General features: G+C 62.8%; 7 protein-coding genes. 3 read left to right on the top strand and 4 right to left on the bottom strand.

Annotation, left to right across the window (positions count from 1 at the left end):
• Window positions 1–61: 61 nt before the first annotated feature.
• Together EHF33_RS19540 and EHF33_RS22095 are read right to left on the bottom strand one after the other, a co-directional pair.
• Window positions 62–391 (bottom strand): DUF6979 family protein, encoded by a 330-nt coding sequence (locus tag EHF33_RS19540; RefSeq protein ID WP_124875336.1) that lies wholly within the window; start codon window positions 389–391, stop codon window positions 62–64.
• A complete protein-coding gene (locus EHF33_RS22095) occupies window positions 336–653 on the bottom strand; it encodes a DUF7662 domain-containing protein (RefSeq protein WP_420889982.1) in 318 nt (105 codons plus the stop codon). Before EHF33_RS22095 ends, EHF33_RS19540 begins: the two co-directional genes overlap by 56 nt.
• Before the next feature lie 702 nt (window positions 654–1,355).
• On the opposite strand from EHF33_RS22095, the gene EHF33_RS19535 reads away from it, so the two are divergent.
• The 3 genes from EHF33_RS19535 to EHF33_RS19525 are packed head-to-tail and all read left to right on the top strand — an operon-like array spanning window position 1,356 to window position 2,565.
• Entirely contained in the window at window positions 1,356–1,931 is a 576-nt protein-coding gene (locus EHF33_RS19535; RefSeq protein WP_241191431.1) for a replication initiator protein A, read from the top strand.
• On the top strand, window positions 1,906–2,130 hold the full coding sequence (locus EHF33_RS19530) for a DUF4258 domain-containing protein (RefSeq protein ID WP_124875334.1): 225 nt from the start codon (window positions 1,906–1,908) through the stop codon (window positions 2,128–2,130). Before EHF33_RS19535 ends, EHF33_RS19530 begins: the two co-directional genes overlap by 26 nt.
• A 12-nt stretch (window positions 2,131–2,142) precedes the next feature.
• Window positions 2,143–2,565, top strand: a complete 423-nt coding sequence (locus EHF33_RS19525) for a helix-turn-helix domain-containing protein (protein WP_124875332.1) — start codon at window positions 2,143–2,145, stop codon at window positions 2,563–2,565.
• Window positions 2,566–2,599: 34 nt separating this feature from the next.
• Here the strand turns inward: EHF33_RS19525 and EHF33_RS19520 are convergent, their stop codons facing one another.
• Together EHF33_RS19520 and EHF33_RS19515 are read right to left on the bottom strand one after the other, a co-directional pair.
• The gene (locus tag EHF33_RS19520) at window positions 2,600–4,552 is read right to left on the bottom strand and encodes a fibronectin type III domain-containing protein (RefSeq protein WP_124875330.1); all 1,953 of its coding nucleotides are present in this window, start codon (window positions 4,550–4,552) and stop codon (window positions 2,600–2,602) included.
• A gap of 82 nt (window positions 4,553–4,634) precedes the next feature.
• Entirely contained in the window at window positions 4,635–13,838 is a 9,204-nt protein-coding gene (locus EHF33_RS19515; protein ID WP_124875328.1) for a PKD domain-containing protein, read from the bottom strand.
• Window positions 13,839–13,859 lie beyond the last annotated feature (21 nt).

Below are 13,859 nucleotides of genomic sequence, written 5' to 3'. Positions count from 1 at the left end.
AATCCACAGGAGCAATAAAAATGACCCAGCACCCTGTCACCGTCACGGATGCCCAGAGCCTTCAGCAGGCCGTTTGTTGGTGGATTTCCTGCCAGAGCAGGCTGCGTTTTCCAATCAACGTGGGGTCCTTTTGGAGAAGCAGCGCTCCGGTCAGGCAATAGCTGGCGTTTTTGGAGAGGGGCTTGTTCGGCTCACCTGCTGTGTAGCCACGAATATGTCCGTGCTCTGCAAGACTGATAAATGCTGAACGGGGGCAGACTTTAATCCGTGTTTCAGGGCCACACTTCACTTCGTTGCTGGCTCGTTCCCAGGCGGCGGCAGGACTCATGCCCGCGTTAAGGTGATCGAGAGCTTTGCTGGCCATTCGCTCGAAAACAGGAGTCCGCATCATTGCTGTTATTCCGTTGAAAGGTTACGCTGCCGGGCTGGACACTGGCGACCTGCCATCTTTCGTTGAGCCAGGCGCTGGCCTGAGAGTGGCCCTGAACGCTGTTGCTCCACCAGGCACGATGCTTTCGAGCCGAACTGGGAAACGGGGCATGAAGAATGCCTTCCATCTCCTCGTAAGTGAGGGTGAGGCTGTCCTGGGAGGAGCGGCGGAGATGCTCAGCGAGACGGACGTACTTCTGGCTGGTTTTCAGCGGAGGCTTCATAACCCTAGAGACCGGAGCGTCAAGCAGTTTAGGCAAAAGACGGAGAAGCTCTTTGGGCGTCAGGAACGTCTCAAGCTCCGTGGTGAAGAGGGATTTATCGTGCTCTCGAAGCTCAACTTTCAGTGTCCGCATGACTTAACATACTTTAGTAACACTAAAAATTATAGACAGGATAAGGTTAAGGATCTTCCTGTGACAGGTGTACCCCCAACTTGGTCAGATGCCTGCCCAAGATACCAATCTTCACGGCTCTACCCACTCGACCATCCCCACTCACGACCGACGATCTTTTCTAAGAACCACACTGCGAAGCTGGAAGGACATCGTACAGCAGGTAACCTGAAGTTCAGGCCACCTGCCGCCGCTCCTCGGGTTTACTTTGTCAGCAACAGCTTGCCAGAACCCCGCCGCGGGTTGTCACAAGACAAAGTCTTAGGGACGACACTTGGACTTTTAAGCTTAAAACCTGGGCCGATCGAAATCGCAGTTCCTGATTGTTGTTTATTTTTTGAGTAGTATATCTTTTACTACTTGATACGAATAAACATCAGGCGCGAAGTCCCGCGCGCGTCAGACGGCACTAATCCTCTCTTTCCCCCCATTCATAACGGGATGAGCGGGAGGGTAGACTCGTCTATTTCCTCTCGTTTCCCCCATTCATGACGGTATCGTGTTAACAGGCTAAAGCGACTAGACTGGGGTATGTCTAGGGTGCCTGCGATCAGAGAAGCCGAACAGGCCATCACACTGCGTGAGGATCTCAACGTGGGTCAGTTGGGGCTCATTTCGATCCAGCGCAAGATCGCAGAGGATTATGCCCAGTGGAAGGTCGCCTTCAGTCGCAATGGCGTCTCCAGTGAAATCGAATGCAACGGCACCCAGAAATACGGCGTGCCGCACGGCATCGACAACGATACTTATCTGGCCCTTCAGGAACTCTACATTGAGCAGGGCTGCCCGGATGATGGGCTGTTCAGCTTTACCATGTATCGGCTACTCCAGATGTGCGGTCTATTCGATACAGGAGCCAACCGTCAGATGCTACGGGTCAGCTTAGAGCGCCTTAGTTCGACTCAATACTGGATCAGCGGCGCTTGGCGAAGCCACGAGGACGACGACTGGGTCACAGTTAGCTTCCGACTGATCGAAAAGCTGGTCTTCACGCGGGCGCGGCGCGATACCGACGGTGCCAAGCAGATCGCCATCACCCTGCCGCACGAGCTTACCCGCAACATCCATCGATCAGGAGACATTGATCTTCACCCTGCACGCCCGTGAAGAACTTGGCCTTGACGCCCTCACTCTCGGCGATGTCCTTGATGCCATCAGTTTTCCCGATGAGATCACCAAAGACCTTCCCGGTGGAACTCGCGCACCTGGCCTCAATTTTGACCGCTACCTCGGTAAAGTGCGCGTGCGAGCCAAGATTGACTGGAAAGAGCGGTATTACCTTGTCATCACCGTGATGGCGAACTGAAAGGAGGGACGGATGCAGCAATTCACCACTTACCAAACTCAGCAGCGTGGCTTCTCGGTCACGGTCTTCGGTGTGCCGACCACCTTCAGCGCTGACGGTGAGGAACTCGGCTTCGATCTCAAAGTGATGCGCGATCTGGATCTTCTGATTGCCCGAGCTGTTGAGGCCGCTGCACCAAATGTGCAGGTGCTGGAACTCCAGTACCTGCCACTCGCGCCCGCTCCTGATCCGGTCAGCTTGGAACTGCGGCGAGCACTGAGACTGCGGCAGATGAGTGGCGCTCAGGTGGCCCAGCAACTCGGCGTGACGCCGCCAGTGGTGTCACGCTGGCTCAGTCCCGATTACCACGCACACGGGATGGAAACCTTGCGCCGCATGGCTGAGGTGCTGGAGATGGACGTGGAAGTGCGGTTGGTTCCAAAATGCTCAGCTTGAGCTGAGCAGATGCCACGGTGCTGGAGAACTCCACTTAAGGCTTTGCCACCGTCTGGGGCGGCGTGAGTGCGCTCATCTGCCCGCGTTCGTTCACGGCGCGGAGTCGGTACTCGCTGTCCGGGGTGCCCTGGGCATCGGTGAACGATCCGGTGGTGATCAGGCCCGACACCTGCAGCGGCTCGCTGCCCGCCGCATCCAGGCGGTATACGGCCACCGGCAGGCCGGGAGTGGCCGTCCAGGTGACGCGGTTACCGGCACCCGCTTCCAGCGCCTTGACAGCGGCACCCTGGGGCGCTGCCGGAAGGCCCGTGCTGGCGCGGCGGATGACCACCGGTTCAGAGGACGCCGAGACGTTCCCGGCGTCATCAACGCTCTGCACGCTGTACGCGTAGGTCACGCCAGACTCCGCCGTGGCGTCCAGATACGTGCGGGTCGCGGCCTTCAGGCGGCCCAGTTCCACGGGTGCCGAACCCCCTGCGGCGCGCGACACGCGGAAACCGGCCAGGTCCGGGAGGTCGGCCTGCGTCCAGCTGAGTTTCACGCCCTGTGCGCTCACCGTGGAAGGAAGCAGGGTCGGGGCGGGCGGGGGCGTCTTGTCGATCAGCTTGGAGGCAACAGCTGCCGAACGTGCGGACTCCGCCTGGGAAGTATTCAGGGCCGTGACGCGGTAGGAGTAGCGGTTTTGCAAACCGGCGACCAGGGGATCGGTGAAGGTCGTGCCCACGACGGGCGAGGCGTTGACGAGCAGGGAAGGCGCACCCGCCCCGCCGGACTCACTGCGGTAGATCTGGTAGCCTTCGATGTCTTTCTCGCGGTTTGCTTCCCAGCTCAGCGTGATGGCGGCCACACCTGCCGTGATCTTCACGCCAGATGGCGGGGCGGGGGGCCTGGTGTTCACGGGCCGTGCGCCGACGAGACTACTGCGTGCGCCCACCTGCCCACCCGCGTCCCGCGTGACGACGGCGTACACGTAGGGCTCACCGGCACGTCCGGTGGTGTCAGTGTAGGTGTTCGCTCCTGGAGGCAGTGTGGCCAGTGCGCTTAGTGGCTGACTAGGGTCGGTGCCGCGCACGATGATCTGCTGCGTGATCCGGCTGTCTTTCGGCGCAGTCCAGCGCAGGGTCACGGCGCGTTCCTTGACGGTCGCCTGAAGGTCCTCGGGTGCCGGTAGGACGGTGACGGCCTCGGTGGTGACGGTGATTGGGGCCGTCCGGGCGGACTCACGACCGAACAGGTCTACGGACGCCACCTGGTAGCGGTAGGTGGTCTTGGCCTTCAGGTCGGTGTCTTTGAACACGTCACCGCCCGGCGCAGTGGTCAGAAAAAATGGGGTGGGTTGCAGCAGGGCATACGCGCCCGCGCCGCTGGCGCGGTAAATCTTGTAGGCCACCACCAGATTGCTGGGGCCGGGCGGCGGCACGGTCCATGTGAGCTGCACGGCAGCGGGGCCGGGTTTGGCCTTGGGTGTGCTGGGTGCGGGCACAGCGGGCATCGCCCCCGTCTTGAACGTCGCCTCGCCGACCTTTGTTTCATTGCTGCCCACGGCAGTCACGGTGACGGTGTACTGGCCGGGGGACAGCCCTTCAAGGGTCGTCATGATGCCTAGAGCGTGGGCATAGACGGGCCGGGCGACCACGTTCAGGTTGAAAAAGGTTCTCTGGGTCCGTTCCGAGTCGTTTTTTGGGGGTTGTTCGTACACGCTGACCAGTGCATCGTAATCCGCTTTGGACAGGCCGAGCGCGGCGGAATATGACTGGGGAGAAGCCACCGTCTGGTCTCGGGTGCCGCCGGGGCCGTTGATCCGCAGGCGGAAGCCCCTAGCAGGCAGGACGTCGCCGGGGAGCGCCCAGCGCAGCATGGCACCGTCGGGGGTGGGCAGAGCCGCCACGCCGCCTTTGGCCGGACTGCCCTTGGGCGCGGTGCTTGTTTGGGCAGACGCCACGCCCAGAGTAGCCGTAAGGGTCAGTAGAAGCAGGGATATTCGCATGGATGGGGCCTCGTGGGATGGGTTGGTAGGGCTGTTGGGGATGCGGGGGTGGCTTGTGGTGCTTGCCACCCCCGCTGTGCATTCAGAAGTCGACGCGACCCTTGACGCTGAAGGGAAGGTCACCGATGACCGGCAGGGTCACACTGCCCGACGCTGTGCCGTCGATATAACTGCTGGCTGCCGAGACGTACAGGTGTCCGGTGATTGACAGGTTGATGCCCACATCGACCTTGAGGCCGCACGCTCCCGCGCCTGCAGCGGCACCGGCACTGAGGGTCACCGAGGCGTCGAGGGACGTGGGGTCATACACGACGGTGAAGTCCGCGTTCAGGGCCAGGTGCGCATTGGCGTACCAGTACCAGTCGCAGACCTTGCCGGTGCCACTCTGACCCACACTGTAGGCCAGACTGACGCCCACACCCACGCTGATTTGGGTACCGTCCACCATCAGGTAGCCGTTGTACCCCAGTCCATCGGCCCGGCTGGTCGTGGTGTTACTAGAGCCTGCGGTGGCCGCATTCGATGAAGAGTTGGCCGTGGTACCGGAGGTGGCGTCCGTGGTAGTACCGTCCGCATTTTTGACGGCTGCCGTGGTCGTGGTGGTGGTGCTGCCTGATTTGATAGAGAGCAGGCGCACGCTGATCGGGTTGGCTTTGGTGCCCAGGTACACGCGCTGACCGCTGCCGGAAAACGGCATGTACATCTCGGCGTACCCGCTCACGGCGACGATGTTATAGAAGTCGAGTTCACGGTTGTGCGTGCAGTCCAGCCCACCGACCGATGACTTGGCAGCTGGCCCCACGCAGCCCTGCACGAGCAGGTAGCCGCTGTCGGGACTCTCGGGCGGCACGCTCAACAGAATCAGTGCGGCAACCTGAGGTGCCAGGCTCCCCTTGGTCGAGACGGTCGAGAGGTTCGGGCCAGCAGCGCTGGCCGTGCCGGAGGAATAGCTTCCGAGAGCGCCCTGTGCCAGCGGGGTAAAGAGCCAGCCCACGGCCTTGATGGCCACAGTGCCTTCTGAGTCCACGCCCAGCGTGCCCCGGAAGTGGGCGGTGGTACCGTTGTCGATGGCCGTTCCGAACACTGCGCCTGCCTGAATCGCGACGTTAACCACGCGAGCGGCACCGGCGGGCGGAATGGCTTTCACGGGCGGTGCATCGAACTTCCCGTCCTTCCAGACCATGTTGATGCCCACACCGCCGCTGAATTCGTAGAATCCCACGGAGCCGACGGTGACGAAGGGTTTCAGGCCGGATGAGGCGACAGAGGCCCAGAAGAAGCCGTAGCTGGTGCCGTTGTCCCGCCCGAAGCCAGCTTTGGCGGCCACAGCAATTTTCTTGGCGATCTTGATGGTGCCCTGCCCGATGAATTCCAGGTTGTTTTCATCTTTGAACGAGGCGGCGACGGACACGTCATAATCCACGGTCTTGATCTGACCGAAGATCCGAATCTTGTCGAAGACGATTTTCACGTCCTTACCGTCTTTCACCCAGAAGCTGATGGGACTCGCGACGGCGTTCACGGGAAGCGCGTCACCCAGTTGGAGTTTGCCACGCAGACTGAGTGTGTACTGGCCGTCCGCCTCGCGGCGGGTGCCGATTTCGGCGGTGGGCAGAGGGTAATCAAACAGCGTGAAGTTCGTCAGGCCTGTGGCGCTGGCCCAGGCCTCACCGCCCAGGCTGACCCCGCCGTCCGGGGTGAAGGTCATGTTATAGACCGGCACCTTGACGTCCTTGCCGCTCACGCTGCCCAGATTCCATTTGGCGTTCGAGAAGATCAGTTTCGCCTTACCGTCGCCGCCGAACTCCCAGGTGGGTCGGCCCAGGTCCAGCGCCGTGCGCCCGAAGTCATGGTTCGCCACGGCGACGTCCGACTTCACTTCCCACTTCGCGCCAGGATTCCCGAGCTGCGGGTTCCAGCCGATGGTCAGGGCAAGAGGCTCGTTCACCATGGGGACGGTCAGGCTGCCCTGGCCGTTCAAGCTGGCTATGGCGCTGCCGCTGATGGACATTTTCAGCGGCCCGGACTTGATGGCCCAGCCACCGACGCTCAGATCGGTGGGCGTGAAATCGAAGGCGGTGGCGTAGCCGCCCAGCGTGTAGGCCACCAAGCCACTCACGCTCACCGGGGTGCCGGAGACGATGGGGCTGCCGATGGTCAGGTTGGCACCCGGCAACACCACACCCATCCAGTCAGGTGTGGGTGCCGTGCCGCCCGTGTAGGCAGCACTCAGGCCGTCGGCGTTCTGCTTGCGCGACAGATCGAGCACGCCACCGGTGGCCGAAACGCTGATTCCAGTGGTGCCGATCTTCAGGTCGCCCAAAGCATTCGCGCTGCCCTTGAGGTCGGCCAGGAGCTCGCCGCCTTCCAGCAAGCTGGCGTCTGTGAAAGTCAGTCCGGTACCCGTGCCGCTGGGCATCTGAACAGTTCCGCTGAGTGCTGCGCCTTCAGAGCTGAGGTTCAGGGACGTGAGGCGGACACTCGCCTCACCCAGGCTCAGCAGGCGCAGGGGAAGATTGGCCAGGCTCACTCTGGTCGGGTCGCCGCCCGTGACCTTGTAGCCCGTGGCCGAGCGGGTCACCTGAAGGTTCGCCATCGTGACATTCTGTTCGCCCAGATCTGCGCCACCCACGATCAGGCGCACCGTTCCTTCAGCAGCAAAGCTCTTCAGGTCCAGGTTCTTGATGCTGGTCAGCTTGACGCTCAGTCCCCCATAAGTGAGGAGACTCGGGCTGTCGAGGGTGTACCTGAGCGTGTTCGCCCCGGGCAGAATGGGTGCTGGGCAAGCCGCGGCGCATGTCGACTGGACATCTGCGATGCGGAACGACACCGTATGGTTGCCAGGCTTGGGCGGCGAGACCGTGTAAGTTGCGGTCGCTGTGGTGCCTCCATCCGGCAGATTCACGGTGACGGGAGGACCAGCCTGACCGTCCAGAAGCCAGTTGCCCGTCAGGCTGCCGCTCCCGGTGTAGTCGATGGTCAGGCGGACGGCGACAGGATCAAGAGAATTCAGGGTAATGTTTGAGTTCGTAGAATCGCTCGCGAACGCTACCGTGGCCGCCCTCAGGGACAGCTGCAACTGTGCCTGCACGGTCGTGACCGCGCGGACGCTGCTCACACCGTCCGGCGTGCGCAGATTCAGCGTCAGGGTGTACACGCCCGTGCGGGCGTACCGGTGCGTCCAGCGGCCTGACTGGCCGATAAAGGTCAGTTGTTCCACCTGGCCGTCACCGTAATCGAGCAAGTAGGTCGCGCCCTCCAGAAGTCCAGTAATGCGGATGTCCAGTACGTCCGGTGAACTACCTGGTGTGGCGGTGAGAACTTCCTGCGGCGGAAGACCCGCAGTGAAGGTAGTCGTGACGGGTTCCAGGCTGGGAGCAGTGACGGTGACCGTGTACTGCCCGGGTTTCAAGTATGTATGAACCAAGGTCGTGGCGGTCTGGCCCGTGACCGTGTCCTGCTGTCCGTCGCCCCAGTTCACGGTGTAAGTCAGGGCGCTGACCATGCCACTGAGCGAGGCCGTGGCCCGCAATTCGGGGGCAACCACTGCCAGCACCAGAGGCCGGACTTGAACATTCACGGTAGCGGTGACGCTGGGGGCACCGGGCGTGCTGAGTTCGAGGGCGTAGACACCGGGTTTGGCGTACGTGTGGGTCAGGGTGTCGGTGACTTTGCCAGTGAGATCGGTATTCGAACCGTCGCCCCAGGTGAGCCGGTAGGTTAGGCTCTCCTGCAAGCCGCTGACCACGGCGGTCACGCTCAGCGCGTCCGTCGTAGCAGTCAGGGTGGCCGCCGGCACACTCACGGTGAGCGCGGCGCTCACCGGAGCACTCCCGGGCACACTCAAGGTCAGACGGTAGGTGCCGGGACGGGCGTAGTTGTGGCTCAGGGTCTGCGTCTCCACACCCGTGATATCCACGGCTGGCGTGCCGTCGCCCCAATCGAGCCGGTACGTCAGGGCCTTGACCAGCCCGGTAATGGTGGCCTGTCCCTGCAAAGCGTTACTCGTCGCGGTCAGGGTAGCCAGCGGCTGCGTGACGGTTACGGTCTTGATGGCCGCCGGTGATTCCGGCGCTTTCAAGCTGACGGTGTAGTTGCCAGCGGTGATGTAGGCATGGCTGCGGGTGCCGGTCATCACTCCAGTGATGACCTCGCGCTGTCCATCGCCCCAGTCCAGGGTGTAGCTCAGAGCAGGAATCAGAGCGCTGAAGTCGGCCTTGATCACGTCGTAGACGCTGGCGGTGATGGGAGTGAGGGTCAGGACTGGCGCGTCCACGCTGACGTACTTGACGTTCAGGGTGACGCTGCTCGGATCCCCAAGCGTGGGAGTCACGGTAATGGTGTAGGTGCCGGGGGCGCTGTAAGTGTGCGGCAACACGGCGTCGGAGGTCTGGGCGACGAGCGGCTGTTCCTGGCCGTCGCCCCACTGCACGCGGTAGGTGGCCGCTGGGCTGAGCCGGCTCAGCCGCAGGGTTGCGTTCAGGTTGAGATTGGTGGCGCTTAGCACCGGGGTCGGCACGTTCACGGTCACATTCTGCTGAACGGGGGGGGCGTCGGCGTACTTGACCGAGATACTGAAGGTGCCGGGTTTGGCGTACTGATGGGTGCGGGTAAAGGTTCTTACACCGGTGACCGGTTCGCTGACCCCTTCGCCCCAGTCGAGGGTATAGGTGAGGGTCGGCACCAGCTGACCGATCACGGCGCTGAAGGTGGTGTCGGTGGAGCCTTGGGCCGGGGTCACGCTCAGCGTGACCGCAGGGAGGGTTAACGTCACGTTAGCGGTCACGCTGGGAGCACCGGGCGTGCTGAGTTCGAGAGCGTAGACACCGGGTTTGGCGTACGTGTGGGTCAGGGTGTCGGTGACTTTGCCAGTCAGATCGGTATTCGAACCGTCGCCCCAGGTGAGCCGGTAAGTCAGACTTTCCTGCAAGCCGCTGACCACGGCGGTCACGCTCAGCGCGTCCGTCGTTGAAGTCAGGGTAGCTGCCGGCACACTCACGGTGAGCGCGGCGCTCACCGGAGCACTCCCGGGCACACTCAGAACCAGACGGTAGGTGCCGGGACGGGCGTAATTGTGACTCAGGGTCTGCGTCTCCACATCCTTGATGTCGATGGCCGGTGTCCCGTCGCCCCAGTCGAGCCGGTAGGCCAGGGCCTTGACCAGCCCGGTGAGGGTGGCCTGTCCCTGCAAAGCGTTACTCGTCGCGGTCAGGGTGGCCAGCGGCTGCGTGACGGTTACGGTCTTGATGGCAGCCGGCGACTCCGGCGCTTTCAAGCTGACGGTGTAGGTGCCGGCAACGGTGTAAGTATGAACGCGGGTGCCGACCGTCAGGCCGGTGATGACCTCGCGCTGCCCATCACCCCAATCCAGGGTGTAGCTCAGGGCAGGAATCAGAGCGCTGAAGTCGGCCTTGATCACGTCGTAGACGCTGGCGGTGATGGGAGTGAGGGTCAGGACTGGCGCGTCCACGCTGACGTACTTGACGTTCAGGGTGACGCTGCTCGGATCCCCAAGCGTGGGAGTCACGGTAATGGTGTAGGTGCCGGGGGCGCTGTAGGTGTGCGGCAACACGGCGTCGGAGGTCTGGGCGACGAGCGGCTGTTCCTGGCCGTCGCCCCACTGCACACGGTAGGTGGCTGCTGGGCTGAGCCGGCTCAGCCGCAGGGTTGCGTTCAGGTTGAGATTGGTGGCGCTTAGCACCGGGGTCGGCACGTTCACGGTCACGGTCTGCTGAACGGGAGCAGAATCTCCGTACTTGACCGAGACGCTGAAGGTGCCGGGTTTGGCGTACTGATGGGTGCGGGTAAAGGTTCTTACACCGGTGACCGGTTCGCTGACCCCTTCGCCCCAGTCGAGGGTATAGGTGAGGGTCGGCACCAGCTGACCGATCACGGCGCTGAAGGTGGTGTCGGTGGAGCCTTGGGCCGGGGTCACGCTCAGCGTGACCGCAGGGAGGGTTAACGTCACGTTAGCGGTCACGCTGGGAGCACCGGGCGTGCTGAGTTCGAGAGCGTAGACACCGGGTTTGGCGTACGTGTGGGTCAGGGTGTCGGTGACTTTGCCAGTCAGATCGGTATTCGAACCGTCGCCCCAGGTGAGCCGGTAAGTCAGACTTTCCTGCAAGCCGCTGACCACGGCGGTCACGCTCAGCGCGTCCGTCGTTGAAGTCAGGGTAGCTGCCGGCACACTCACGGTGAGCGCGGCGCTCACCGGAGCACTCCCGGGCACACTCAAGGTCAGACGGTAGTTGCCTGGACGGGCGTAGTTGTGGCTCAGGGTCTGCGTCTCCACACCCGTGATATCCACGGCTGGCGTGCCGTCGCCCCAGTCGAGCCGGTAGGCCAGAGCCTTGACCAGCCCGGTAATGGTGGCCTGTCCCTGCAAAGCGTTACTCGTCGCGGTCAGGGTGGCCGCTGGCTGCGTAACGGTTACGGTCTTGATGGCCGCCGGTGATTCCGGCGCTTTCAAGCTGACGGTGTAGGTGCCGGCGGTGGTGTAGGCATGGCTGCGGGTGCCGCTGGCGAGGTCAGTGATGACCTCGCGCTGCCCGTCGCCCCAATCCAGGGTGTAGCTCAGGGCAGGAATCAGAGCGCTGAAGTCGGCCTTGATCACGTCGTAGACGCTGGCGGTGATGGGAGTGAGGGTCAGGGTGGGCGCGTCCACATTCACGTACCTGACATCCAGAGTCGTGGTTCCCGCGTCTCCGAGGGTGGGGGTCACGGTGAGGGTGTAGGTTCCCGGTGCCGCGTAGGTGTGCGTCAGCGTCGTTTCCGGCGTCTGAGCAGTCAGAGGCTGCTCCTGACCGTCACCCCACTGCACGCGGTAGGTCGCCGCCTGAACGAGTCTGCTCAGTCGCAGGGTCGCGTTCAGGTTGAGGTTGGTGGCGCTCAGAATCGGGGTCGGCACGTTCACGGTCACGCTCTGCTGAACGGGCGGGGCATCGGCGTATTTGACCGAGACGCTGAAGGTGCCGGGCCTGGTGTACTGGTGGGTGCGGGTGAAGGTCGCAGCACCGGTCACGGGTTCACTGCTACCGTCGCCCCAGTTCAGGGTGTAGGTGAGTGATGGAACCAGCTGGCCCAGCGCGGCAGTGAAGGTGGTGTCGGTCGATCCCTGCGCTGGTGCCACGCTCAGGGTGGGCGCGGGGACCGTGAGCGTCACCGTGGCCGTGGCCGGCGTGCCGCCGTTAGGGGTGAGCGTGACCGTCTGCATGCCCGGCGCGGCGTAGAGATGCGTGAGGGTCATGATCGGTCCGGTGGCCTGGAAGGTTTCGGTTACACCTGCGCCCCAGTTGACGGTATAGGTCACGCCGGCGTAGAGCTTGGCGGCGGTGAGCGTGACGCTCAGTTCATTGGCCACCAATTGCAGGGTGGGCGCGGCGGGCCGCACCGTGACAGGTGCGGAGACCGGATTGGTGCTGGAGGAAGTCAGTTCCGCCTGGTACGTGCCGGGCACGGCGTAGCTGTGGGTCAGGGTGTTGATCACGTCGGCCGCCGTGAAGGTGATCGGCGGGCCGTCTTTCCAGTCGAGGGTGTAGCTCAGCGTTTTGGTCAGGTCGGACAGGGTTGCCGTGACCGTCTGATCGGTGTCTACGACCGGCGGGATGATGGCCAGCTTCGGCTGCGAGGCGACCACGGACACGGATTCGGTGGCGGGTGCGCCGCGTGCGGGTGTGACGCTCACCGTGTACGTGCCGGGTCTGGGGTAGGCGTGCGTGAGGGTCGCAACCGGGCCAGTGGCATTGAGTGGCTCGGGCGCTCCCTCACCCCAGTTCACCGTGTAGGCCGCGCCCGCCACGAGGTTTTGTACCTGGAGGGTCACGGTCAGATTCTGAGCGGTATGGGAGAGCACCGGTGTGGGAACCTGCACGGCCACGGCGGTGGTACCCAGCGTCCGCCCGCCGTTGGTCACGGTGATGGTGTAATCCTGGGCCGCCGCGTAGGCGTGCGAGCGCGACGCGGTCGTCTGGCCGTTCACCGGCTCGGTGGTGCCGTCTCCCCAGTTCAGATCGTACGTGGCCGAATCAGCCAGTCCAGTCAGCGTGACCACCACCTGTTCCCTCACCACGGGCCGCTGAGGGGCGGCGCTGAGGGTCACGTTGCCCAGGGTGGCTGTGAAGGTTGCGGTTCCCAGCACGCCCGTGGTCGTGGCCGAGGTCGGGCCATACACGTTGACCGTGTAGGTGCTGGGTGACGAGTAAGTGTGATTCAGCTGCTGCGCCGAAAGGTTCCCCGCCAGCGGCGAGGTCTGGTTGTCGCCCCAGTCGACCGTGTAGTTCGTGCCAGGTTGGGTATAGCTGATATTGAGCGTCGCGGCCAATCCTGTGCCTGACACCGTCAGGTTGGGTGGAGAAGCCTTGATGGTGATTTGAAGGGGGGCGAGGCTGGGCTGGGTTGGGGTGCGAATGGTGTAGGTCCCTTCCTTCGCATAGGCATGTAGCAGTCTCAACGGCTGAGGCGGGCCTGCGGGCATAACAAAGTCACTCGTCGTACCGTCGCCCCAGTCCACAGTGTGGCTACTTCCAGGAAGCAGATCCTTGTACAAGATGGCCATGTTGTCTCGTGGCTCCACCTGATACGTCGTCAGCAGCGTCAAGGTGGGAGTCAAGACTGTCACGGTCGATGTGCGTTCCGGGGCGGTGTAACCCGCGTTGCTGGCCACAGTACTGATCGTGTAGACGCCCGCTGTGTTGTAGGTGTGGGGGAGGGTATGGGTCGGCTCACCGCCGAAGCCCACCCAGGTTTCGGGCGCTCCTTCACCCCAGTTGATGGTGTACGTCACGCCTTCGCCGCTGTTGTTAAATTTGTACTGGGCTGGCTGGCCTGTCAGCACGTAAGCGGGATTGCTCGCGTCTGCCGTGAGCCGGGTGGGTATAGGGTAATTGGATTCTTGACCGGCGGTAGCGCCATAACAACGTCCATATGTCCGCAACTCCAAATACCCGTCTGCCTGAATCACGCCAAGGTCCAGTGCGGTCTGCCCGCCGGGTGGATTGTTGACAGTGTAGACGTGGATGATCGGTGGAGAGGTGTACTGCTTGGTCTGCACAGTCCACACTCTTTCGTTTGCCGCGCAAGATGAGAAATCCGCGAAGGCGGTCACCCGTTGTGCTTCCGCACGAGGAACGAACTGGTTGGCTCCAGGTGTGGCTTCCCCGGGCGTGAGGAGGTAGACCCTCTCCGCACTTCCCCAGCCTCCCGTCAGGAACAGGGCCAGCAGCACGAGCCGCACGGCATTCATCCGACTGTGGGCCAGAATTTCTCCTGGCCGCCATTGTTGATTCATAGAGGTCCTCCACCGGTCGGC

This window comes from Deinococcus psychrotolerans, assembly GCF_003860465.1.
In the GTDB taxonomy this organism is placed as follows: Bacteria; Deinococcota; Deinococci; order Deinococcales; family Deinococcaceae; genus Deinococcus; species Deinococcus psychrotolerans.
Note: the sequence above shows the minus strand (reverse complement) of the source record. Positions and strands in the feature narration are given on the sequence as shown.

Coding starts and splice junctions, on each gene's coding strand:
- EHF33_RS19540 (WP_124875336.1), bottom strand. CDS start 391: ATGATGCGGACTCCTGTTTTCGAGCGAATGGCCAGCAAAGCTCTCGAT.
- EHF33_RS19525 (WP_124875332.1), top strand. CDS start 2,143: ATGCAGCAATTCACCACTTACCAAACTCAGCAGCGTGGCTTCTCGGTC.
- EHF33_RS19535 (WP_241191431.1), top strand. CDS start 1,356: ATGTCTAGGGTGCCTGCGATCAGAGAAGCCGAACAGGCCATCACACTG.
- EHF33_RS22095 (WP_420889982.1), bottom strand. CDS start 653: ATGAAGCCTCCGCTGAAAACCAGCCAGAAGTACGTCCGTCTCGCTGAG.
- EHF33_RS19515 (WP_124875328.1), bottom strand. CDS start 13,838: ATGAATCAACAATGGCGGCCAGGAGAAATTCTGGCCCACAGTCGGATG.
- EHF33_RS19520 (WP_124875330.1), bottom strand. CDS start 4,552: ATGCGAATATCCCTGCTTCTACTGACCCTTACGGCTACTCTGGGCGTG.